This is a genomic window from Micromonospora salmantinae (assembly GCF_022230905.1).
Classification (GTDB): domain Bacteria; phylum Actinomycetota; class Actinomycetes; order Mycobacteriales; family Micromonosporaceae; genus Micromonospora; species Micromonospora salmantinae.
This window is the reverse complement of record NZ_JAKKFG010000003.1, coordinates 25,153-48,180: the sequence shown is the minus strand read 5'-3', so window position 1 is coordinate 48,180 and position 23,028 is coordinate 25,153. Positions and strand designations below refer to the sequence as shown.

Below are 23,028 nucleotides of genomic sequence, written 5' to 3'. Positions count from 1 at the left end.
GGGGTGTCCAGCTGCGTTCCCTGTTAAAGGGGTTGCCACGATGAGAACGCCGATCGTCGCGCCCGGTGTGCTGCTCGCCGGTGCCGGGCTGGGCGGCGTGGTCACTGTGGTCACCCTGCTCCCCGGGCCGGTCGGTCTGGCAGCCGCCATCGGCGTGCTGTGTGCCGGTGTGTTCCTGCTCTGGCCCTGGGCCGTGCTGCCGGTCGGCATCATCGGCGGCACGGTGGTCGGCGCCCTGCTCAGCGGCGGTGGCGTACGCGGCTACAACGTGGTGGAGGTGCTGCTGCTGGCCGCTGGCGGCGCCGCGCTGGCCGCGCGTCACCGGCTGGGTTCGAGACGGCCCCGCGACGATGGGGCCGGAGCCAGGCTGGCTCCGGCCCCATCGGTACGCCCGATCCCCGTTACGGGGTCGGATACCGGGTCAGGTAGACCGGAGCGCCGACCTTGGTCATGTCGGCAGCGTCCCCGACGCCGTTGACCACGTGGTCGATCGTGCCGGCGCTGAGGTTGACGGTCATGATGTGGTGCAGCCGCACCCCGGCCCGGTTCGGCACCTCGAAGCCGTTCTCGGTGTGGATCGACGGGTTGTTCTGGTTGAACACGTACACCCCGCCCCCGTACAGGGTGTGGTGACGCACCCGGTCACCGACCTTGTACCCGGCCCAGCCCTCGACCGCGCCGTTCATCCAGTCGGCCTGCGTCGGCGGGTCGTACGGCAGCTCGTTCTGGTAGAGGATCGTGGTGCCGTGCTCGCCGTTCCAGACCGTGTTGTAGCGCTGGAAATGCTCGACGAAGAGGCCGGTCGCGGTCACGTGGTCGCCGTTGATCACGGCCCCGTAGCGACCGGTGTTGGTACGCCAGCGGTCGGTGTCACCGTTGACGCCCTCGGTGAAGCCCTCGACGCCGTGATCGCCGCGCCACACCCAGGTGTGGTCGATGAGCACGTTGTCGCTGTTGACCTCCAGCGCGGTGTTCGTACGCCCGATGTGCGGGCCGCCGACCCGGAAGTACACGTCGGAGAGCGTGGTCGGGTTGTGCGGGCTGCTCGCGTTGCGGCCGTGCTCACGTCCGACCCGCAGCAGGACCGGCGACTCGACGAGGCCGGCGTCGATCGTGACACCGGCGACGACCACCCCGGGGACACCGGCCACGTCCAGCGGGATCGCGCCGTTCACGGCGGTCAGCGTGGCGTGCCCGATCCCCAGCACCACTGTGTTCGGACGCCGGACCTCGATGCTGCGCGCGATGTCGTACGTGCCGGGCGTGAGCAGCAGGTGCTTGCCGCGCGCCAACTGGCTGTTGATGACGCGCACCGAGTCCGACGGCTTGGCGACGAAGAAGTCGCCGATCCCGATGGTCCGCCCCGGCGTGATGCCGTCAGCCCACGAGACGCCCCGGCTGTCGCGCTGCGCGGCGGGCACCCGCACCTGGTAGCGACCCTTGCCGTCGACGAAGAGGTAGGGCTTCTCCCGGCTGAGCGGGGTGGTCTCCAGTGTGGTGTACGGCGGGTCGGGGAACGTGGCGTCGTCCGGCGCGCCCTCGACCCCCGCGAACACCTGGTTCCACACCGCGTTGGACCAGCTACCGATCTCGCTGTTGCGGGTCAGCCACTGTTGCTGCGAGCCGTTCGTCGTGGCCGGCAGCCGTGAGTCGGCGATGAACCCGCCGCTGGCGTACTGCGGGCCGGCGGTGCAGTAGTCCATCAGCGACAGACCGCCGCCGCCGATGTTCAACCGGCGCATCGAGACCGCCTGGGAGACCGCCCAGAAGTTCGCCGACGACCGGCAGTCGTCCTGGCCGGCCGCGTTGATGGTGAGCGAGAGGTTGGACAGGGTGCGCCAGAAGTTGACCAGCGCGAGGCAGTTGCCGGTCCCGCCGTCGGCCAGGCAGCGGTTGTAGACCTCCAACTTGCCGTTGACTGTGACGTCGGTGGGCGAGGCGCCCAGGCCGGACACCTCGGTGTAGTAGCCGACCTTGGCCTGCAACGGCTGCGCGGCCGTGCCGTACGTGCCGGGCTTGAACAGGTAGGCGTGCCGCTCGGTGCCCATCTCGTTGTCGACCTGCCGGGCGTGCGCCGCGTCGAGGGTCTGCTGGATCTCGCCGACCGGCATGGACGGGTCGAAGATCGTCACGTTCGGGCCGAAGTCGGGTGCGCCGTGCGGCGGGCGGCCGGCGCTGGCCACCGTGCTGGTCATCGTGGTGGCGGTGGTCAGCACCAGGGCGAGCAGGAGGGCGCGACCGGATCTCCGGCGCACGTCTCGGGACGGGGTTGTCATGTGGTTCGTCCTCTCCGCTGGCCGGGCGTACTTCCGGCGCAGCTGGGGGCGGTGAGAGCGCTCTCTGACCCTTGCCGCCGGAGGTTGGGCCGGGCCGGAAGGGGGTTGAGATGTTTCTACCCGTTAATCCGCCCACACGCCACGACCACCGGTGGCGAACCTTCGCGCCGGGCCGCGACGCGAGCCCACTCCCCCCGCGATCTTGCACTTTCTGCGGGCGTTAGGCGGCTTTCGCGGCTTATGGCGCTGCACAAAGCGCAAGATCGTGGAGTTCAGTCGGCGCGCTGACGGTCCACTTCGGGTCGCGCGTTACCGGCACTAGGATGACCGCCGTGCAGTTCGGGGTGCTCGGGCCGCTCGCCGTGACCACGGACGCCGGCGAGCCGGTGGTGGTGCCCGGCACCAAGGTACGGGCGTTGCTGGCCGACCTGTTGGCCAACCGCAACCAGGTGGTCTCGGCGGACCGCCTCATCGACGACCTGTGGGGTGACGACGCCCCCGCCAATCCGGCCGGAGCCCTCCAGGTGCGGGTGTCGCAGCTGCGCAAGGCGCTCAACGATGCCGAGCCCGGCGCCCGCGAGCTGGTCGAGTCCCGGCCACCCGGCTACCTGCTGCGCGTCGACGCGGTCGACGTCGGCCGCTTCGACGAGCTGGCCCGCTGCGCCGACGTCGAGCGGCTGACCGAGGCCCTCGCGTTGTGGCGCGGCGAGGCGTACGCCGACGTGGCCGACGCCGAGTTCGTGCGGGCCGAGGCGGCCCGCCTCGCCGAACAGCGCCTCGTCGTCCAGGAGCGGTTGGCGCAGGCCCGGCTGGCCCGGGGTGAGCATGACCTGGTGGCCGCGGACCTGGCCGAGTTGGTCGCCAAACACCCGCTGCGCGAAGGACTGCGGGCGGTGCAGCTACGCGCGTTGTACGCGGCCGGCCGCCAGTCCGAGGCGTTGGAAAGCTACGCCGAGCTGCGGGCCCGGCTCGCCGAGGAGCTGGGCCTCGACCCCGGCCCGGAGCTGGTCGCCCTGCACCGCGGGATCCTCGACCAGGACGCCGGCCTGAACGCCCCGCCGAAGGCGGCGATCATCCGGAACAACCTGCCGGCCCCGCTCGACGAGTTGATCGGGCGGGACGAGGCGCTGGCCGAGCTGCGGGCGCTGCTGCCCCGGCAGCGGCTGGTCACGCTGGTCGGGCCGGGCGGCGTCGGCAAGACCCGGCTGGCCACCGAGACGGCCCGCGCGACGTCCTACCCGGACGGTGTCCGACTGGTCGAGCTGGCCCCGCTCCCGGCCGGTGACGCCGGCGTCGCCGAACAGGTGCTCGGCGCTCTGGGCGCCCACGAGGCCGCCGGAACGACCCAGTCCCCCGCCGACCGGGTGGTCACGGCCCTGCGGCACCGGCAGCTGCTGCTCGTGCTGGACAACTGCGAACACGTCATCGAACCGGTCGCCGAGCTGGTCGCCCGGCTGCTGCGCGACGTGTCCGGGGTGAGCGTGCTGGCCACCAGCAGAGAGCCACTCGGGCTGACCGGTGAGCTGCTCTGGGAGGTACCCCCACTGCCGGTGCCGGACGACGGTGACCTGGACGCGGTCCGGCGCTCGGCAGCGGCCCGGCTGTTCGTCGCCCGCGCCGCCGCGCAGCAGCGCGGTTTCCGCCTCGACGGGCAGACCGCGACGGCGGTGGCCCAGCTGTGCCGCCGCCTCGACGGTCTGCCGCTGGCGTTGGAGCTGGCCGCGACCCGGGTCCGCGCGCTGGGCGTACGCGGGGTGGTGGACCGGCTCGACGACCGGTTCCGGCTGCTCACCACCGCGCAGCGGGACATGCCGCCCCGACAGCGGACGCTCACCGCGGTGATCGGCTGGAGCTGGGACCTCCTCGACGAGTCCGACCGGGTGGTGCTCGCCCAACTGGCGGTGTTCCCGGACGGCTGCACCCCGGAGGCCGCCGAACAGGTCTGCCGAACCGACCTGGACGCCCTCGCCCGGCTGGTCGACCGGTCGTTGGTGGTGCTCGACGACTCCGGCGCGGCCCCCCGCTACCGGCTGCTCGAGTCGGTGGCCGCGTTCTGCCTGGAACGCCTCACCGACGCCGACGAGGTACGCCGGCGGCACGCCAGCTACTACACCGAGCTGGCCGAACGCGCCGACCCCGGGCTGCGCGGGGCCGACCAGCAGCGGTGGCTGGCGCTGCTCGACACCGAGCTGGCGAACCTGCGGTCGGCGCTGGCGCACGGTGGCGGGCTGCGCCTGGCGGTCGCGCTGAGCTGGTACTGGTTCCTGCGCGGCCGGCTCACCGAGGCACGGCGGGCGCTGGCCGTACCCGGCGACCCGGAGCAGGAGGCCCGCGCGGCACCCTGGCGGGTCGGTTTCGCCCTGTCGCAGGGGGAGGTGATCGCCCCGGACGACGTGCGCGCCGCAGTGGCCGCCGACCCGAGCAGTCACGCCGCGTGGTTCGCTGTCAACGCGCTGATCGAACACGGCGACCTGGCCCTGGTGTCGGAGCTGCTACCCACCGCCGCCACCGACCCGTGGACCGAGGCCGCGGTGCTCACCTCCCTCGCCCACATCGCCCACGCCAACGGTGACCAGGCCACCCTGGAGCGCACCGCGACCCGCAGCGCCGCGCTCTTCGCCGACCTCGGCGACCGGTGGGGTCGGCTCCGGGCGACCGAGTGGGTGGGTGGGCTGGCCGACATGCGCGGCGAGCACGAGCGCGCCACCGCGCTGCACCGGGAAGGGCTGCGCTGGGCCGAGGAATTGGCGCTGTGGCCGCAGGTCTGCGCCGAGCTGTCCTGGCTGGCCTGGCTCGCCGTGCAGACCCGCGACTACGCCCAGGCTCGGGAACTGGCCGAACGCGCCTATGACCTGGCGGTGGAGCAGGGCTCGCCCGGCGCGCTGATCTTCGCGGAGATGAGCCTCGGGCTGGCCGCCCGCCGCGACGGCAAGCTCGACCTGGCCGTCACCCACCTCAGCCACCTCGCCGACCTGGGCCGGGGAGAGAGCCAACCCGCGCTCTACCTGCCGATGGTGCTGGTGGAGCTGGGCTACGCGATCGAGCAGGGCGGCGACCCCGACGCCGCGTTGGCCCTGCACATCGAGGCGTTCGAGGTCGCCGAGGCGATGGCGACGATGCGCGACGCGGTCGGCCCCCTGGAGGGGATGGCGGCGGCGGTGCGCTCACCCGAGGTCGCCGCCCGGCTGCTCGGCGCCGCGGCCGCCGCCCGGATCGCCACCCAGTCCCCCGCCGCGCCGGCCGAACGCGACGACACCGACCGGGTGACCGCACGACTGCGGGCCGAACTCGGGCCGGAACGCTTCGACGCGCTGCTCGCCGAGGGCGCGCGGCTGAGCCCGGGCGAGGCCCGGGCCCAGCTCTGAGCGGTGCTCAGGAGGTCACCTTCGGCTGGTACGAGGCGACGATCACGCCGCTCTTGTGCACCCGGGTGTCGACCAGGTCGAACGACCCCTTGACGTCGGTCAGCGGCGCGGTGAGGCTGGGGCCGCCCTCCAGCACCGGGTGGATCCAGAACCGGACCTCGTCCACCAGGCCCGCCCGGATCAGCTGGGCGGTGACCGAGCCGAAGCCGTACTGGATGATGTTCTTGCCCTCCTGGGCCTTGAGCGCGGTGACCGCCTCGACCAGATCGCCCTGGAGCACCTCCGTGTTGTTCCAGGTCGGGTTGGTCAGGGTGGTCGAGGCGACGTACTTCTTGACGTTGTTGAAGTACGCGGCGCCAGTGGTCGGGTCGCTCTCGTCCATGTTCGGCCAGGCGGCGGACATGCCGTCGTAGGTGGCCCGGCCCATCAGCATCGCGTCGGCCTCCTCGGTCTGCGCCCCGGCCAGGCTGGCGGCCTCCTCGTCGAAGTACGGCGCGGTCCACATCGGGTTCTCGATGACGCCGTCGAGGGTGATGTAGGTCGAGTTGACGAGCTTGCGCATCGGGATCTCCTGGGTGTTTGTCGTGCTCTCCGGTGACACCCAGAACTCTGCCGGAGCCCGCTTACGATTCGCTTCAGATGCTCTTACCCGCGTCGTCGACCGGGCCCTGCGCCGGGTCGGTCAACGGGATCGGCAGCGCCTGCGAGGTCACCGTGCCGCCGCCGGTCGAGTGGACCGGGGCGGGGCGGTCACCGCCGCGGCTGTGCAGCCGTCCGCGCCCGGCCGGACCGGCCCGCCGGGTCACCTCGACGGTCACCATCCGCACCGGCGGTGGCGGCGCTGCGAAACGCCCGACGCCCCACCGCACCCAGATCGGGATCCGGCCGGCGTCCGCCTCCGCGCGCAGCTTCTGCACCGTACGGGCCCGATCGGTGTGGTCGACCTCCACCACGACGGGCGGACCGTCGGGACGGGCACACGCCACGTCGAGCACCGAGTGCCGCTGCTCCAGCGGCGGCGGCAACGGCAACACGCTGGGCGCACGCCGGTAGACCCGCCAGCCCTGGGCCTCGGCCCACCGCACCACCGAGTCGATCACCCGCGCGGTGACCTCGTCGGTGTCCAGGTCGACGAAGGTCACCTCGGCCAGCCAGCGACCCAGGTCCGCGGCCAACCGCTCGTCCTGCGCAGCGACCTCCACCGGCGCAGGATAACGCCTCAGCCGACGACGGTCGCGGTCGCGGCGAGGTGCCGGGTCAGCCAACCGGTGGTGGCCGTACGGGCCGCCTCGGCGTTGGCCCGCGACAGGAAGTCGTGCCCCTCCCCGGCGAGCACCAGGTGCCCGTGCGGCACCCCCCGGTCGGCGAGGGCCTGGGCTACCTGCGCCGACTCGCCCGCCGGCACGTTGGTGTCGTTGGCGCCGTGGATCAGCAGCACCGGCACGTCCAGCCGATCGATGTGGGTCAGCGGGGAGAGGTCGCGCAGCAGGTCGGCGTCCCGCTGGGGGTCGCCGTACTTGCTCACGGCGGCGGCGGCGATCCACGGCTCGGTGCCGGCGAAAAAGGTCCGGAAGTCGGAGATGCCGCACTCGGCGACCCCGGCGGCGAACAGACCGGGGAAGTTCACCAGCACCGCGAGGACCAGGTAACCGCCGTAGGAGCGGCCCAGAACGCCGAGCTGGCCGGGCCGGGCGACCCCGGAGTCGACGAGGAAGTCGGCGCAGGCCGCCACGTCGGCGATCGCACCGTAGCGGCCGGCGAGGTTGTCGGCGGCGACGAACGAGCGGCCGAACCCGGACGACCCCCGGACGTTGGGCGCGAAGACCGCGATGCCCTGCGCCACGAGGGCCTGGAACAGTGGGTTGTAGCCGGGGCGCTCCTGCGCCTCCGGGCCCCCGTGCAGGCTGATCGCCGTCGGCCAGGGGCCCGGCCCGGCCGGGCGGTAGAGCCAGCCGGAGAGCGGCAGCCCGTCACGGGCGCGCAGGTCGACCAGTTGCGGCGCGACACCGGCATCGTCAGTGCGCGGGCCGGTGTCCGGCCGCAGCGGGCGCGGCGCCCCGGTCGACGGGTCGACCAGCCACACCTCCCGGGGCTGCACCGACCCCTGCGCGGTGAGGCAGAGCAGGCCGCCGTCGGCGGCGAAGACGGCGTCGCCGAGCACCTCGCCGGGTGCGGTGACGGCACGCTGCACACCGCTGGCGAAGTCGAGCAGGCTCAGCTCGCTGCGCCCGCCGTAGGTGTTCCACAGCAACGCCCCGCGCTGCCCGTCCGCGCTGGGCGTGACGTGTTCCAGCTCGGCGTCCGGTCGCCCGGCCAGCCGGGTCGGCGGCTGCTCCGGTCGGGCCAGGTCGACCCGTACCAGCGCGGCGAGTTCGGAGTACGCGTCGGTGCGGGCCAGCACGCTCGTGCCGTCCGGGCCGAACCAACCCTGGTCGGTGCTGCCCCGCCCGGTGTCCGGGAAGAGTCGCTGCCGTTCGCCGGTGGCCACGTCGAGCACCTCCAGCCAGCGGGCGTTACGGGGGCCGCGGCGCAGCAGCGCGGTGCCGGCGTCCGGGGTCACGTCCAGGAGGGTGAGCAGGTCGCCCTGGGCGAGCACCCGCCGGTGCCCGGTGGCCGCGTCGACCAGCAGGGCCTGCCCGTGCTCGTCGGTCTCGGTGACCGCCAGCACCGCGCCGTCGGGCAGCCAGCCGGCCAGCGCGGCGCTGCGGTGACCGAACCCGGCGACCTGGTGGCGTCGCGTGCCGTCCGGGCGCAACACCCACAGCTCGGTGCGGGGCGCGCCACCGGGGGCGACGACACAGGCCAACCACTTGCCGTCCGGGGACCAGCTCAGCGCGAGGACCGGCTCGTCGCCGACGGGCAGCGCGACGGGCGGGCCCGCGTCGACCGGGCAGACCCAGACGCCGGGCGTGCCAGCGCGGTCGGAGAGGAATGCCACCTGGCGCCCGTCGGGGGACGGCGCGGGGGCGAAGTCCTCGCTGATCGGCACCGGCGGCGACACCGGCCGGTGGCTCGCGGGTCGGGGCCGCCGGGTGGTGCGCGGCGGCTCAATCCGTACGCTCATCTAAACCCCGATCCGCTGCAACCAGAGCTCCAGCAGCCCGAGCTGCCAGAGCGCGTTGGAGCCCAGCGTGGTCCGCTGGGCGTTCGGCGCGTCCAGCAACTCCTCCAGGTAGTCCTTGCGGAACAGGCCCCGCTCGCGCGCCGGTCGGGCGGTCAGCGCGTCCCGCACATCGTCGAGCAGTGGGCCGGAGAGGTGCCGGATGGCGGGCACCGGGAAGTAGCCCTTCGGCCTGTCGATCACCTCGTCCGGGACGATGCCCCGGCTCGCCGCCTTCAGCACCCCCTTGCCGCCCTGCGCCAGCTTCATGCCGGGTGGGCAGGCGGCGGCCAGCTCGACCACCTCGTGGTCGAGGAACGGCACCCGCGCCTCCAACCCCCACGCCATCGTCATGTTGTCGACCCGCTTGACCGGGTCGTCGACGAGCATCACCAGGCTGTCCAGACGCAGCGCCGCGTCCAGCGCGGTGTCCGCGCCGGGCGCGCCGAAGTGCGCGGCGACGAACTCCAGGCTGGCGTCGTGGTCGAGCATCCACTCGGGCGCCAGCTGCCCGCCGAGCACGTCGTGGCGACGATCGAAGAACACCCGGGCGTACGCCTCGACGGCGTCCGCGCGGGCCACGTTGGCCATCGGCGGGTACCAGTCGTAGCCGGCGAGGATCTCGTCGGCGCCCTGCCCGGACTGCACCACTGTGATGCGCTGCGAGACCTCCTCGGAGAGCAGGTGGAACGCGACGCAGTCGTGGCTGACCATCGGCTCGCTCATCGCCGCGATGGCCTGGTGCACGGCGGGCACGAACCGCTTCGCGCCGATGCGGATCTGCTGGTGGTCGGTGTCGAAGTGGCGGGCCATCAGGTCGGAGTAGTGGAACTCGTCGCCGCTCTCCCCCGCCGCCGCCTCGAAGCCGATGCTGAAGGTGGCCAGGCCGGTCTGACCCTGCTCGGCCAGCAGGGCGACGATCAGGCTGGAGTCGAGACCGCCGGAGAGCAGTACGCCGACCGGCACGTCGGCGACCATCCGCCGTCGTACGGCGGTGCGCAACGCCGCCATGAGCCGTTCCTGCCACTCGTCGGCGGACATGGCGGGGACGGCGCCCCGGTTGAACTCCGGCCGCCAGTAGGTGGTGTCGGTGCTCCGCCCGTCCGCGGTGATCACCCGCACGGTGGCCGGTGGCAGCTTGCGGACCCCGGCGAGGATCGTGCGCGGCGGCGGCACCACCGAGTGGAAGCTCATGTAGTGGTGCAACGCCACCGGGTCGAGGTCGGTGTCCACGTCACCGGCGGCGAGCAACGCCGGCAGGGTCGAGGCGAAACGCACCCGGCCATGTCCCTCGGCCAGGTAGAGCGGTTTGATGCCGAGCCGGTCGCGAGCCAGCACCAGGGTGTGCGTGGCCAGCTCGACCAGGGCGAACGCGAACATGCCGTAGAACCGCTCGACGCAGGCCGTCCCCCACCGGTGGTACGCCTTGAGGATCACCTCGGTGTCCGAGGTGGACCGGAAGGAGTAGCCGGCGGCGGTCAGTTCGTCGCGCAACTCCCGATAGTTGTAGATGCAGCCGTTGAAGACCATTGCCAGACCCAGCTCGGTGTCGACCATCGGCTGGGCGCCCGCGTCGGACAGGTCGATGATGCGCAGCCGGCGGTGCACCAGGGCCACCGGCCCCTGCTGCCACCGACCCTCGCCGTCCGGGCCCCGGGAGGCCAGCGCGGGGAGCATCCGCTCGACGGCGGCCAGGTCCGCTGGCGCCCCGTCGAGGCGGAACTCGCCTCCGATACCGCACATGGCACACACCTTTCGTCGGCTGAATCCGCTGAGGGCCGCTGACCGGTCCAGGCTTGGCGGACCGGGTTGCGTCCCGATGACGGGTGGGTCAAGCGTCGGTTACGCCGACGGTTCGTCGGCTCCACCGAGCAGCCAGGTGTCCTTCGACCCGCCGCCGCGTGACGAGTTGACGATCATGCTGCCGGCCGGAGCCACCCGGGTCAGCGCCACCGGCGCGACCTCGGCGGTGTCGCCGAGGAACACGAACGCCCGCAGGTCGACGTGGCGGGGAGCCAGCGCCGTGCCGTCGAAGACCGGGTGGGTGGTCAGCGCGATCATCTCCTGGGCGATCCACCGGTGCGGGGCCGCGAGGATCTGCTCCCGGACGGCGTCCAGCTCCTCCGCCTCGGCACGCGGGCCGATCACCACCCGGTCACCGCCGTACCCGTCGACCGGCTTGAGCACCAGCTCGTCGAGCCGGCCCAGCACCTCGGCCCGCTGCTCGGGCAGCCCACACAGGTACGTCGGCACGTCCCCGAGCAGCGGTTTCTCGCCCAGGTAGTACTCGATCAGCCGGGGCACGTACGCGTACAGCGCCTTGTCGTCACCGACACCGTTGCCCAGCGCGTTGGCCAGCGTGAGCCGTCCGGCGTGCACGGCGGCGAGCAGCGGCCAGCCCAGCGGCACCCCGTCCGCGCCAGGCGCGTGCAGCAGCGCCTCCTCGTCCATCCGCAGGTAGATCACGTCGACCTCGCGGCGGCAGCCCTCGCGGACCAGCCGGACCCGACCCTCCTCCACCAGCAGGTCGCTGGTCTCGGTCAGCGGAACCCCCATCTCGTCGGCGAGCAGCCGATGCTCGAACCACGCCGGATCACCGGGGCCGCTGCTGAGCACCACCACGGCGGGGTCGTCGGCCGCGGCGGGCGCGGCGGCGACCAGCGCCCGGTACAACATCGCCGGCGTCTCGTCGGCGGGCAGCAGATCCTCCGGCACCGGCAGCTCCGGCAGCACCGCCTGGGTCAGCCGACGGTTCTGCACCGCGTAGCCGATCCCGGAGGGCACCCGCAGGTTGTCCTCCAGCACGTACCAGCCGCCGTCCGGGTCCCGGACGAGGTCGGTGCCGGACACCTGGGCGCGCGTGCTCCGTCGGCCCATCAGCGCCCCGGTCGGGCGCAGCCCGGGTGAGGACTCCACCACCCACGCCGGAACCACGCCGTCGGCCACCACGGCCCGGTCGGCATAGACGTCGCGCAGGAACGCGTCGAGGGCGCGGGCGCGTTGCACCAGGCCGGTACGCAGGGTCCGCCAGTCGGCGGCGGGCACCACCCGGGGCACCAGGTCGACCGGGAAGAGCCGGGTGCTCGCCTCGCCGGCCACGCTGAACGTCACGCCCCGGGCCCGCTGCTCCTCGTCCCGGTCGTGTTCGCGTTGGCGCAGGGCGCCGGCACCGAGTTGGCGCAGGGCCGCGAGCATCGGGGCGTACGCCGGTTGCGGTCCGGCCGGTCCGAAGACCTCGTCGCCGGCGTCGGCGTACGTGGGCAGCGCCGGCGGTGTCGGCGCACCCGGCAGCGGACCGCGGACCCGGCCCCGGGTGTCGTCGAGCAGCAGGTCGACCACGTCGGCCAACCGGCCCCGTCGCTCGTACGCCCGCCGCTGCCGGGCGGCGGAGCTGCCGCGTTCCAGCGCGTACCGGGTCAGCTCGCCGACCTGCTCCCAGTCCCCGGTCGCCTCCAACTGTGGGCGCAGGTCGGTCACCAGGCGGCGGACCGCCTGGGCGGCCGGCACCGGTCGGGCCGACCGGGGCAGGTCGAGCAGGTCACCTTCCAACCCGGAGCGGGCGGCCCGCCACACGGCGGCGCGCAGCACCGGTGGTCGTACGGCAGTGCGCTCCGCCCCGGCGCGCAGGGCGGCGACCTCCCGCCGGACGAGCGCCCGGAACAGGCCGGTGAGCAGGACGATGGTCTCCACGTCGGCGTTGGCGTCGGTGATCCGCAGCTCCACCGTGGGCACGTGCGCCGACGGCCGGACGTCGAAATAGATCATTGCGGGGTCGGTGATGGTCTCGGAGGAGATCAGCTCGGCGACCAGCGCCTCGTGGTCCGCGGCGCTGGTCACCTCGCCCGGGTCACCGGCGGTGGGCCAGCGCTGCCAGACCAGGGACCGGACGCTGGCGTAGCCGCTGTCCTGGCCCATCCAGTACGGCGAGCTGGTGGAGAGGGCGAGCAGCACCGGCAGCCACGGCTGGACCCGGCGGGTGACCGCCACCGCCAGGTCCCGGTCGGAGACGCCGACGTGCACCTGCGCGCCGCAGATCAACTGCTCCCGGGCGAGCAGCTGGTACTCGTCGAGCATCCGCCGGTAACGGGAGGTGGGGGTGACGCTGGGGTCGCCGTCGGCGCGCAGCGGCACCGTGCCGGCCGCCACGATGCCCAGACCGGCCCGGTCGGCGACCTGGACGGCCGCCTGACGCAGCCGGGTCAGCTCGGCACGGATCTCGTCCAGGGTGCGGCAGACCGCGGTGTTGGTCTCCACCACGCTGCGGTGCAGCTCGGCGGTGAACGAGGCCGCCGGCAACCGGTCGAGCAACTCTCCGGCGCGGGGCACCAACTCCCGGGTGTGCAGGTCGACGACGTGGAACTCCTCCTCCACCCCGATCGTGGCCAGGTCCGCCGGGTCGCCGTCGTCCAGCGACAGGAGCGGGTTCGTACGGGGGGTGGGCAGCGTCCGGCCGTTGCCGGACCGGCCCACCGGCTCGTCGTACGTCGGCGCGTTCGTGGTGTTGTCGGCCATGGTCACCCCGGGTTCGCGTGTCGGTGGTCTCGACTGTCCGACGAGCGTTCCCAGGGTTGGTACCGGGGGTGTTTCCGGCGCGTTAAGGTGACGCGCCCGTTCTGTCCGGGCTGCTCAGCGACGCGGCGCCCGGTACTCGATGGAGGCGGCGACCCGGTCGGCAGTGGCGGCGCCGAGTTCCCGTTCGGTGAGCCACAGACCCAGATCGAGCCCGGACGAGAGCGCGCCAGCGGTGACCCGGTCACCGTCGTTGACCACCCGCTCGTCGAGGACTGTGACGTCGTGGGCGCGCAACTCGTCGTACGCGTTGCGGTTGGTGGTCGCCCGCCGGCCGGTCAGCAGGCCGGCGGCGGCGAGCAACAGCGCACCGGTGCACACCGACGCCATCCACCGCGCCGATGGCGCCAACGCGGCCAGCTTCGCCGGCAGCACACCGCGCTGCGCCTGCGCCCAGGCGCCCTCTGGGGCCCGGTTCAGCCATCCGCCACCTGGGACGACCACGCCGTCGGTCTGACTCAGCACCTCGGGCACCTGAAGTTGGACACCACGCATGCTGGTGACCGGCCCCGATCGTTCGACGGCGACCAGCGCCACGTCGAAGCCGGCCATCGACAACACCTCGAACGGCCCGAAGACGTCCAGTTCGTCGAAGCCGTCGAACACCACGATCTCGATTCGCATACGGCCCAGAATCTCCTGCCGACCGGGCGGCGGCGAGTGGCATCCTTGCCATCATGCGTAAGAAACCCGCCACGCATCGGGTCGCCGTCCTCGCCCTACCCACTGTCGTCGCCTTCGATCTGACCATCGCGACGCAGGTGTTCGGCCACGAGGGTCACGGCCGGTACGCGATGACGGTGTGCGCACTGGACGGTGGTTCGGTCACCACCACCACGGACGGTCTGGAGCTGAGCGTCGCCGCGACGCTTGACGCGCTCGACGATGCCGACACGGTGATCGTGCCCGGATTCCGCCGTGGTCCGGCACCGCCGCGTGCTCTCGATGCGCTGCGGCAGGCACACAGTCGTGGCGCCCGCATCGCGTCGATCTGCACCGGCGCCTTCGCGCTGGCCCAGGCCGGCCTGCTCGACGGTCGCCGCGCGACCACCCACTGGGCACACGCCGACGCGCTCGCTCGCGAGCATCCACTGGTGTTCGTGGACGCGAGTGCGCTGTACGTCGACGAAGGCGAGGTGATCACCAGCGCCGGACTCGCCGCCGGTCTGGACATGTGCCTCTACCTCGTCGGCCGCGACCACGGGCAGGCTGCCGCCATCCAACGGGCCCGCCACATGGTCACGCCGCTGCACCGAGCCGGCGGTCAGGCCCAGTTCATCCCGGTCGGCGTCCCGGGTGAGGGCGACGAGTTGGCCGGCGTCATCACGTGGGCGAGCGGCAACCTGCACCGCCCGATCACCGTCGCGGACCTTGCCCGGCAGGGTGTGATGTCCAGCCGTACGCTGCACCGCACCTTCCAGAGTCGGTTCCGGATGAGCCCACGAGCGTGGTTGATCCAGCAACGGCTGCGTGCGGCCTGCACCCTGCTCGAGAACGGCGGGATCACCATCGACGAGGTCGCACGGCGTACCGGCCTGGGCACGGCGACCAACCTCCGTGCGCATTTCCAGCGGGCCTTCGCCACCACCCCCACCGCGTACCGGCGGGCTTTCACACAGTGACCCTTCGGCGGTGGCGGTGGCGTGGCCGTGGTGGCGGTCGGTGATGTCGGGGTGTCCCGCCGGCCTGGACACCCCGACATCAGCAGTCTCGATTCGATCAATCCCGGTCAAGCAGGGGCCGGGATCACCTCATGTTCGTCACCACGAACGGCGCGTGGCCGTGCAGGTAGTTGGTCCACCCACCGGTCACCGGCGCCCCCGGGCTGAGCAGATTGGTGGTGTCGGTGCCGACGTCGAGCTTCCAGGCCGTCCAGGAGATGCCGTTCGCCTTCATCCAGTCGATCCAGGACTGTGCCTCCGGCAGGCAGGCCCGACCGTCGAGGCCGCCATCGGCGTTGCTGGCGCCCCACTCGGTGACGAACAGCGCCAGACCCGCGCGGATCGCCGCGTCGCCCTTGGCGCGCAGCGACGCCCCGTGCGTGCAGGAGTAGAAGTGCAGGGTGTACATCAGGTTGGTGCCGGTGACCGGGCTGGCCGCAGCGACGTCCACGTCCTGTGACCAGGTCGGGGTGCCGAGCACGACGATGTTGTCCGGGTCGGCGGCGCGGATCGCGGACACCACCGCCTGGTGGTACGGCTTGATGACGTTGGTCCAGCTGACCTGGAGCGGCTCGTTGTAGGGCTCCCAGATGACGTTGGGCAGGTGGCCGTACCGGCGGGCCAGGTCGCCGAAGAACGCCACCGCCTGGGACTGGTTGTTCTGCGCCTCGTGCGCGTGCCAGTCGACGATCACGTAGACCCCGGCGGTGACCGCGTTGTTGATGATGGTCTCCACCTGCGCGCGCGCCTTGGCCGGATCACTGAGGTACGCCCCGGCCGGCTCCACGCCCATTGCCGCGCGGATCACCTGCAGGTTCCAGTTGTCGCGCATCCAGGTCAACGCGGAGAGGTTCTCGGCGTACGGGGCGGTCTCCCAGTTGAGCCACATGCTGCTGATGCCCCGCAGCTGCACCCGCGCGCCGGACCTGTCGCACATCGTGGTGCCGCAGACCCGCAGTTGCCCGTGCCGCTCGACCGGCGTACCGGTGGTCGGCGGCGGCGTGGTCGGCGGCGGGGTCGTGGGCGGCGGGGTGGTCGGGGGCGGGCCGCCGGCGCAGGACGCGCCGTTCACTGTGCAGTTGACCGGGGTGCCGGTGCCGTTGACGAGGAAGCCGAACGAGGTGGAGGCGCCGGCGGCGAGGGTGCCGTTCCAGGACACGTTGGCGAAGGTGTAGTGGCTGCCCGAGGTGCTCTGTTGCGCGTTCCACGACTGGCTGACGGTCGAGGAGGACGGCAGGTCGAACTCGACCCGCCAGCTGGTGATCGGTGCGGAGGTGTCGTTGGTGACGGTGACCTGCCCCTGGTAGCCGTTGCCCCAGTTGTTCGTCACGGAGAACACGGCTGTCGCCGCAGCGGCCGGCGTGGCGGCGACAAGTGCCACCCCACCGGCGAGCAGGCCGGCGACGGCCAGGGTCGTGACAAGTCTCAGTGTGCGCATACGGAACCCGCTTCGGATCGACGGTGATGGCCTGAGGCGGGGCGGCGCCTGCGCGCAGGATATAGATCAATCCCTATGGGGGCAAGATGGGGGATTGGTCCCCGCGGCGCTCAGGTCGTTGGGCGTACCCGGTAGGCCAGGTGGGTGACGCCGTCGCCCTCGACGACGCTGAACGGGCCGTCCAGCTGAAGTGGCGCGATCTTCAGGTCGGCGAAGAGCGGGATGCCGGCACCGAGCAGGACCGGGACGAGTTCGACGTACACCTCGTCGAGCAGGCCGGCCTCGACGACCTGGGCGGCGATGGTGCCGCCGTTGACACCGACCTCCTTGTCCCCGGCGATCGCCTTCGCCCGGGCGATCGCGCTCTCGATGCCGTCGGTGACGAAGACGAAGGAGTCGTTCTCGGGTGCCCAACCCTCCGGCACGCTGTGCGTGACCACCACGACCGGCACGTCCAACGGATGCCGGCCACCCCACCCGCTGGTGATGTCGAAGAGCCGCCGGCCGACGACGAGCGCGCCGGTCCGCTCGGTGAGAGCCCGCAGGTGCCGGGCGCTCGTGGCGGAGGTCCGAAAGGTCAGCTCGGGGTCGGCCGTCGGCGTCTCGACGTCGCCGTTCTCGTACCACTGGAAGAGGTACTCGAAACCACCGTGGGACGCGTCCGCGATGTAGCCGTCCAACGACATCGTCGCCCAGGTCGTCACCTTCGTCATCGATCCACTCCTCGGTCCGTGCCGTGTCGACTCGTCGGCGAGGCCGGCTGCCTCCGTCCCTCGACCCATTGTCGAAGCCGGCGCGACCGCCCTCGACCCGTCGGTCGAGCTTCCCCCCAGTGTCAGCCTTGGCCGTCAGGGGCGCAGCGCGTTGAGCACGAGGTCGGCGTACCGGCGCCACACCGCCGGGTCGCGCTCGTCGAGCACGATGAGCTGCCGGACCGCTCCGCAGAGGATTACCCGGATGTCCAGCTCCCCGGCGTCCGGGCGAATCTTGCCGGACGCTCGGGCCGCCGCCACCAGTTGCCCGATCAGATCCAGGATGCGCGCGGCGGGCACCAGCCTGCCCTCGAAGAACGCGTCGGCGAGGACCCGGTCGCGGGCGAGGCGTCCGAACAGGTCGGGCACGAAGGAACACCACTCCCGGTACGCGTCGGCGCCGTCGAGCGCCGCGCGGGTGCGCTGCTCCATCTCCTGAAACTGCCGCTGGACGACCGCGACGATCAGGTCTTCCTTGCTGGGGTAACTGCGGTACACCGTGGCGCGTCCCACCCCGGCCCGCTCCGCCACCTGCGGCACCGTCACCTGGAGACCCTGCTCGCTGAAGAGTTCCCGGGCGGCGGCGATGACCCGCTCCTGGTTACGACGGGCGTCCAGACGCCGGTGGGGAGCATCCGGGTCGCTCGGCGTCGGTGGGGTCATGGCCTCAGTCTGCCCGCTCGGTCTCGTCGGTCAGCAGCGGCTCGTCGCCGTAAACGGTGGTGAGTTCGACGTCGAGCACCGTGGCCACCCGGCCGAACGACCAGTAGTAGCCGATCACCTGGAGCACCTCGACGATCTCGCGCTCACTGAGGGTGTTCCGCGCCTGCTCGAAGAGGTCGTCGGGAACGCGCGGTGACCGCACCACCTCGGCGGCGAACCGGATGAGCGTGCGGTCATGACCGGAGAGGTGTGGGTCGTCGATGTCCCGGCTGCTGATGATCTCCCGGGTGCGCTCGTCGACGCCGGCCGCCGCCGACATCGGGCCATGCTGGGCCGCCACGAACTCGCAATCGGTGTACTCGGCCACGGTGAGGATGACCAGTTCCCGCGAGCGGGCGGGCAGCTCCAACGAGGTGAACTGCGCCCTCGCGAGCTGGATGAAGAGGTTCACCGTGCCGGTCGAGTGGGTCAGCATCTTGACCATCGGGTCGGGCGGCAGGGCGGACAGGACGTCGCGGACGTCGGCCGGAATCGCGTTCGGGTCGGGGTCGGCAAGGCGGGGCATGGCTCTCTCTCCTGCGTTGGTCGTCGAGACGGTTTCAGGCGGGCAGGTCGAAACCCGTCTCGCTGAGGTGGCGGAAGCGGCCGTCCTCGGCGTACGTCCCGAAGATGGCGATCTCCCGTCGGGCGGTCGACCCGTCGGCCAGGGTGATCTCGTAGACGTGTCGTTCGGCGTAGCGGAGACCGTCGCGCAGCTCGTCGAGGACCCGCACGGTGCCGCTGGCGATCTGACCGCGTACCCGGGTCACCATCGCGACGAATCCGGCCCGGTCGAGGGTCTCGCCGTCGCTGCGGTGGGTGTAGTCGGGGGCGTAGAACTCGTCGAGCGCCTCGGTCAGGTCGCGCGTCGGCTCGAAGACCACGGCGCGCAGGGCGTCGCTGATCCGTACCGGATTCATGGGGCTCCTCGTGGGTCGCCGTCGGGCACATCCGGACTCGTAGGTCCGCTTAGCGCCCACCGTACCGGACTCCCGAGTCCACTTCCGGTGAGAGTCGTCACGTGCCCGGGGAGCAGCCGCACCCACCACGGCGGGTGCGGGTCCGCCGGTCCGGTCGTAGCGTGGGGCGCATGCGAACCACCACGCTGGGCAGCACCGGGCCCGAGGTCGGCGTCATCGGCCTCGGCTGCATGGGCATGAGCCACGGCTACGACATCACCGGCCCTCGCGACGACGACACCTCGATCTCCGTCATCCGACAGGCACTGGACCTGGGCGCGACGCTGATCGACACGTCGGACGTGTACGGGCCGTACACCAACGAGGAGCTGGTCGGGCGGGCGCTGGCCGGCGGGCACCGGGATCGGGCCGTGCTGGCCACGAAGGTCGGCCTGGTGGCCACCTCCCCCACCGGCGGCCCCGGCAACTCACCGAAGATCGGCAACAACGGCCGTCCGGAGCACATCCGAGCGGCGATCGACGACAGCCTGCGCCGGCTCGGCACCGACCACGTCGACCTCTACCAGCTTCACCGGGTCGACCCGGAGGTGCCCATCGAGGAGTCCTGGGGTGCGATGGCCGAGGTCGTGGCGGCGGGCAAGGCCCGGCAGCTCGGCCTGTCCGAGGTGACTGTCGCGCAGATCGCGCGGGCCCAGGCGGTGCACCCGGTGGCGTCGGTGCAGTCCGAGTTGTCACTGTGGACGCGCGACCCGTTGACCGAGGTGTTGCCGTACTGCGCCGAGCAGGGCATCGCCTTCCTGCCGTTCTCCCCACTCGGTCGCGGTTTCCTCGCCGGCCGGTTCAGCTCGTTCGACGACCTGCCCGCCGACGACTTCCGGCGCGGCCTACCGCGCTTCCAGCAGGACGCGCTGCGCGCCAACCTCGCCATCGTCGCCCGGGTCCGGGAGATCGCCGACCGGGCCGGCTTCAGCCCCGCGCAGGTCGCCCTCGCGTGGGTGGTCGCCCGGGGTGACCAGGTCATCCCGATCCCCGGCACCAAAACCCCGAAGTACCTGGTGGACAACTGCGCGGCCGCTGACGTGCGGCTCAGCGCCGAGGACCTGGCCGACCTGGACGCGCTGCCCGCGCCCGAGGGTGGCCGCTACTGAGGCTCCGGCGGCCCGGCACCAGGCGGCCGGGCCGCCACCGGCGGGCCGAACCTGACCCCGACACCTGGCGAGTAGAGCACGCTGACCGGTGGCCCGACCGGTGCCGGCAGCCCGGCGGCGGCCACCAACTCGTCATCCAGGTGCAGCACCTCGGCCCGGTGCAGCGGCCAGCTCGGATGCCAGTTCGGCAGGTGCAACGTGCGCCCGTACGCCCGGGTGTGCAGCCCCCAGCGGGCGGTGACGAAGTGTTCGAGCGGGGTCGGCTCGGCGATCGGCTCCCCCACCCGCACCACCATCCGGCTCGTCGCGCCCGCCGGCCCCGGCCAGCGTCGCCGGCAGCGGTAGGTGCGACGGTCGCCGTCGCGGTCCAACCGCATCGACGACCAGAGGTACGGCAGGCGCAGCGTCGCCCGCGCCACCAGCACCGGCAGCAGTCGAGACGCGTCGAGCGACCGGAACACGACGGCTCGTCGGCCGGCGTCGTCGACTGAGTAGAGCCGGACGTTCGTCTCCCAGAAGGTGCCGAAGTACGGCACCCCCGGGCCGCGGCCGAAGCCCAGCCCGACCATCCGGAAACCGATCAGGCCCACGTAGCTGATCCCCTGCAGCGTGTCCGGACGAGTGCCGGCGGGCAGCAACGGCGCGACCACCTCCGGAGCGACGGCCCAGTGCAGGAAGGTGAGGTCCTCCCAGCGCTGACGCAGGAGCGCCCAGGGGAACGCCTGCCGGGGCGCGTGGTCGACCGGCTCGGGGTGCACGCTCTCATAGTGGCCCAGGCGGTGGGCCGGCGTGGCCTCAGGCGTGCGGACCGACACTGACGGTGCCGATGGTCAGCGACGCCCTGCCCTCCAGGATCTCGCCGACCCGTTCGACCTCCTCCCCCAACGCCCGCTGCTGGGCGGCTCCGAGCGTCCGCAACGGCTCGATGGTGACCCGGATCGCGCGGCCGGAGCGGCGTTGATGCCACACGCCGGCGACCACCCCGTCGACCAGCAGCACCGGATAGTTGCCGGCCTGGCCACCGGCGAGCGCCCGCTCGGCGGCGGCTCCGGGAAACACCCGTTCGCGGGGGTGGCAGCCGACGGCGTACGCGTCGAAGTACGGCAGCAGCCGCAACCCGGACGGCCGGTCGTCGGGGAATTCGGTGTCGTCGGCGCTCACCCAGGACCGGGTGCCCTCCACCGTCACCTCGGCCAGGTCCAGCGAGTCGAACAGCGACGTCCCCCACCCCGCCGGCACCCCGAGCCACCGGGCGAACTGTGCCGGGGTGGCCGGCCCGTACGCGTGCAGGTAGCTGCGGACGAGGGCGGCCAGGGCGGCGGGACCGGGCATCGGCGCGAAGTCGGGCAGCCACCGGGTCGGGCTGGTGTACGTGCTGGCCCGACCGCGATTCGGGCCGAAGCAGATCACTCCGCCCCGGGTGGCGGCGGTCATCGCGGCGATCCACCGGGGCCATTTGTCCTGGAACGCCTCCATGACCAGGTCACCCGCCCATGGGCCGGTGCGGGCGACGATCTCCTCGGTCAGCTCGGCGGTGGTCAGGTCGGCCTCGGCAACGGCGTCGGCGATGGCCGCGAGGACCTGCTCGGTCTGCCGGGGCGTCAGCAGGACCGCACTGCGCTCCCACGAGGGGGTCGGCAACGTGGTCAGCGCGCCGACCCACATCGGCAGGTCCGCCGCGGCGAGCAGGTGCACGGTCCCGCGTGGCCCACGGGTCTTGACCAGGGTGCGGTCGGTCCACAGTGCCCGGCGCACCAGGGCGCGGGTCGTGCCCGGCACCCGCAGCCCGATGGACAGCTCGGCGGCCGACGCGACCTGGGCGTGCGCGCCGCTGATCGCCGACACCACCTCGGCGACGCGCACCGCGTCCGGTGCCGCGTCCGCCGCCGGCGTGCGGAGCCGGTGCCGCTGTAGTCGTCGGGCGGACACCTGCGCCCAGCTCAGCTCGGTCATCGCAGGCCCTCGAAGAACGCGCGGATGTCCGCCGCGTGCGCCAGCGGCTCGTCCATCGCCACGAAGTGGCTGCCCGGGTTGCCCTGCGGCCAGTGGACGATGGTGTTGTCACGCTCGGCGATGCGGCGCATCAGCGCGGAGCCGCCGCCGTACACACCGGACGGCACCCGCCGCTGGCCCGTCGGCCAGACGAAACCGCCGTCGTCGGCGACGGTGAGTCGCTCGTACATGGGCCACGACGACGTTCCCGAGGTGCCGGTGAACCAGTAGAGGCTCACATTGGTGAGCAGGTGGTCCCGGTCGATGGCCTGCTCCGGCGTCGGCACCGTCATGGTGAACTCCTTGAACTTGTGCATCATCCAGGCCAGCAGCCCGACCGGCGAGTCGTTCCAGGCGTACGAGAAGGTTTGCGGCGCCGCCCGCAGCAACGCGTGATGGTCGACGCCGCCGCTCATCCACTGCTGCATCTGATCCCACTCGGCGCGTTCCGCCACGCTCATGTCCGGCACGTCGGCGGCCGTCGGAAAGCCGAACCCGCCGTCGATGTGCACGCCGACGACCTGCTCCGGCGCCACTGCGGCGACCCGTGGCGCGATGTACGCGCCGAGGTCGCCACCCTGGGTGCCGTAACGGTGGTAGCCGAGGCGGACCATCAGCTCGGCCCACATCCGGGCGAGCCGGTCGATCGTGAACCCGGCCGGCGGCGCCTGCGAGAAACCGTATCCGGGCACCGACGGCACCACCACGTGAAACGCCTGCGCGGGATCCCCGCCATGAGCGCGTGGGTCGGACAGCGGGCCGATCAGCTCGGTGAACTCGACCACCGAGTTCGGCCAGCCGTGCGTCAGCAACAACGGCAACGCGTCCGGCTCCGGCGAGCGGACGTGCAACACATGCACATCCAGACCGTCGATCTCGGTGACGAGCTGGGGGAAGTCGTTCAGACGAGCCTCGTGGGCCCGCCAGTCGTAACCGTTCGCCCAGTACTCGGTCAGCTCGCGCAGGTACTGCACCGGCACCCCGCGGCTCCAGCCGGTGCCGGGCAACGAGCGGGGCCACCGGGTTCGGGAGAGCCGGTCACGCAGGTCGTCGACGTCCGCCTGCGGGATGTCGATGCGAAAGGGCGTCATGCCGGAAACGCTAC

At 72.3% G+C, this 23,028-nt stretch carries 19 protein-coding genes; 4 read left to right on the top strand and 15 right to left on the bottom strand.

All coding sequences use genetic code 11. The annotated features are described in order from the left end of the window. Window positions 1-40: 40 nt before the first annotated feature. Complete coding sequence (locus tag PSH03_RS02515; protein WP_210784690.1) at window positions 41-478, top strand: hypothetical protein; 438 nt, start codon at window positions 41-43, stop codon at window positions 476-478. Here the strand turns inward: PSH03_RS02515 and PSH03_RS02510 are convergent. After that, window positions 402-2,276 carry a pectate lyase-like domain-containing protein gene (locus PSH03_RS02510; protein ID WP_238688125.1) on the bottom strand — a complete coding sequence of 625 codons (1,875 nt, stop codon included), beginning with the start codon at window positions 2,274-2,276 and terminating at the stop codon, window positions 402-404. The genes PSH03_RS02515 and PSH03_RS02510 overlap by 77 nt on opposite strands. A gap of 323 nt (window positions 2,277-2,599) precedes the next feature. On the opposite strand from PSH03_RS02510, the gene PSH03_RS02505 reads away from it, so the two are divergent. Continuing rightward, window positions 2,600-5,641 carry an AfsR/SARP family transcriptional regulator gene (locus PSH03_RS02505; RefSeq protein ID WP_238688124.1) on the top strand — a complete coding sequence of 1,014 codons (3,042 nt, stop codon included), beginning with the start codon at window positions 2,600-2,602 and terminating at the stop codon, window positions 5,639-5,641. A gap of 7 nt (window positions 5,642-5,648) precedes the next feature. Here the strand turns inward: PSH03_RS02505 and PSH03_RS02500 are convergent, their stop codons facing one another. The 6 genes from PSH03_RS02500 to PSH03_RS02475 all read right to left on the bottom strand — a co-directional run bounded on the left by PSH03_RS02500 (window position 5,649) and on the right by PSH03_RS02475 (window position 13,934). Beyond that, window positions 5,649-6,203 (bottom strand): dihydrofolate reductase family protein, encoded by a 555-nt coding sequence (locus tag PSH03_RS02500; RefSeq protein ID WP_238688123.1) that lies wholly within the window; start codon window positions 6,201-6,203, stop codon window positions 5,649-5,651. 73 nt (window positions 6,204-6,276) lie between these two features. After that, window positions 6,277-6,843, bottom strand: a complete 567-nt coding sequence (locus PSH03_RS02495) for a hypothetical protein (protein ID WP_238688122.1) — start codon at window positions 6,841-6,843, stop codon at window positions 6,277-6,279. A gap of 17 nt (window positions 6,844-6,860) precedes the next feature. After that, a complete protein-coding gene (locus PSH03_RS02490) occupies window positions 6,861-8,705 on the bottom strand; it encodes a S9 family peptidase (RefSeq protein ID WP_238688121.1) in 1,845 nt (614 codons plus the stop codon). Further along, window positions 8,706-10,484, bottom strand: coding sequence for an N-acetylglutaminylglutamine amidotransferase (locus PSH03_RS02485; RefSeq protein ID WP_238688120.1), 1,779 nt, complete (start codon window positions 10,482-10,484; stop codon window positions 8,706-8,708). Window positions 10,485-10,583: 99 nt separating this feature from the next. Further along, on the bottom strand, window positions 10,584-13,253 hold the full coding sequence (locus PSH03_RS02480) for a carboxylate--amine ligase/circularly permuted type 2 ATP-grasp protein (RefSeq protein WP_238688119.1): 2,670 nt from the start codon (window positions 13,251-13,253) through the stop codon (window positions 10,584-10,586). Between the two features lie 114 nt (window positions 13,254-13,367). Further along, a complete protein-coding gene (locus PSH03_RS02475; RefSeq protein ID WP_238688118.1) occupies window positions 13,368-13,934 on the bottom strand; it encodes a DJ-1/PfpI family protein in 567 nt (188 codons plus the stop codon). A gap of 53 nt (window positions 13,935-13,987) precedes the next feature. On the opposite strand from PSH03_RS02475, the gene PSH03_RS02470 reads away from it, so the two are divergent. Further along, window positions 13,988-14,932 (top strand): GlxA family transcriptional regulator, encoded by a 945-nt coding sequence (locus PSH03_RS02470; RefSeq protein WP_238688117.1) that lies wholly within the window; start codon window positions 13,988-13,990, stop codon window positions 14,930-14,932. 124 nt (window positions 14,933-15,056) lie between these two features. Here the strand turns inward: PSH03_RS02470 and PSH03_RS02465 are convergent, their stop codons facing one another. The 5 genes from PSH03_RS02465 to PSH03_RS02445 all read right to left on the bottom strand — a co-directional run bounded on the left by PSH03_RS02465 (window position 15,057) and on the right by PSH03_RS02445 (window position 18,783). Then, the gene (locus PSH03_RS02465) at window positions 15,057-16,409 is read right to left on the bottom strand and encodes a cellulase family glycosylhydrolase (protein ID WP_238688116.1); all 1,353 of its coding nucleotides are present in this window, start codon (window positions 16,407-16,409) and stop codon (window positions 15,057-15,059) included. Window positions 16,410-16,519: 110 nt separating this feature from the next. Further along, on the bottom strand, window positions 16,520-17,122 hold the full coding sequence (locus PSH03_RS02460; RefSeq protein WP_238688115.1) for a dihydrofolate reductase family protein: 603 nt from the start codon (window positions 17,120-17,122) through the stop codon (window positions 16,520-16,522). Window positions 17,123-17,257: 135 nt separating this feature from the next. Then, window positions 17,258-17,824 (bottom strand): TetR/AcrR family transcriptional regulator, encoded by a 567-nt coding sequence (locus tag PSH03_RS02455; RefSeq protein WP_238688114.1) that lies wholly within the window; start codon window positions 17,822-17,824, stop codon window positions 17,258-17,260. Between the two features lie 4 nt (window positions 17,825-17,828). After that, entirely contained in the window at window positions 17,829-18,389 is a 561-nt protein-coding gene (locus tag PSH03_RS02450) for a carboxymuconolactone decarboxylase family protein (protein WP_238688113.1), read from the bottom strand. A 34-nt stretch (window positions 18,390-18,423) separates the two neighbouring features. After that, window positions 18,424-18,783, bottom strand: a complete 360-nt coding sequence (locus PSH03_RS02445; protein WP_210784677.1) for a hypothetical protein — start codon at window positions 18,781-18,783, stop codon at window positions 18,424-18,426. A gap of 170 nt (window positions 18,784-18,953) precedes the next feature. Between PSH03_RS02445 and PSH03_RS02440 the strand changes: the two genes are divergently transcribed. Then, window positions 18,954-19,931 carry an aldo/keto reductase gene (locus PSH03_RS02440; protein WP_238688112.1) on the top strand — a complete coding sequence of 326 codons (978 nt, stop codon included), beginning with the start codon at window positions 18,954-18,956 and terminating at the stop codon, window positions 19,929-19,931. On the opposite strand, the gene PSH03_RS02435 is transcribed toward PSH03_RS02440, so the two are convergent. Genes PSH03_RS02435 through PSH03_RS02425 form a run of 3 tightly spaced genes read right to left on the bottom strand, consistent with a single transcriptional unit; the run spans window position 19,925 to window position 23,014 of the window. Further along, window positions 19,925-20,689: a YqjF family protein gene (locus PSH03_RS02435; protein WP_238688111.1), complete on the bottom strand. Its 765-nt coding sequence runs from the start codon at window positions 20,687-20,689 to the stop codon at window positions 19,925-19,927. The two genes, PSH03_RS02440 and PSH03_RS02435, sit on opposite strands and share 7 nt — an antisense overlap. 37 nt (window positions 20,690-20,726) lie before the next feature. Beyond that, the gene (locus PSH03_RS02430; protein WP_238688110.1) at window positions 20,727-21,884 is read right to left on the bottom strand and encodes a winged helix DNA-binding domain-containing protein; all 1,158 of its coding nucleotides are present in this window, start codon (window positions 21,882-21,884) and stop codon (window positions 20,727-20,729) included. Continuing rightward, window positions 21,881-23,014 (bottom strand): epoxide hydrolase family protein, encoded by a 1,134-nt coding sequence (locus PSH03_RS02425; RefSeq protein WP_238688109.1) that lies wholly within the window; start codon window positions 23,012-23,014, stop codon window positions 21,881-21,883. The genes PSH03_RS02430 and PSH03_RS02425 overlap by 4 nt, the downstream gene beginning before the upstream one ends. Window positions 23,015-23,028 lie beyond the last annotated feature (14 nt).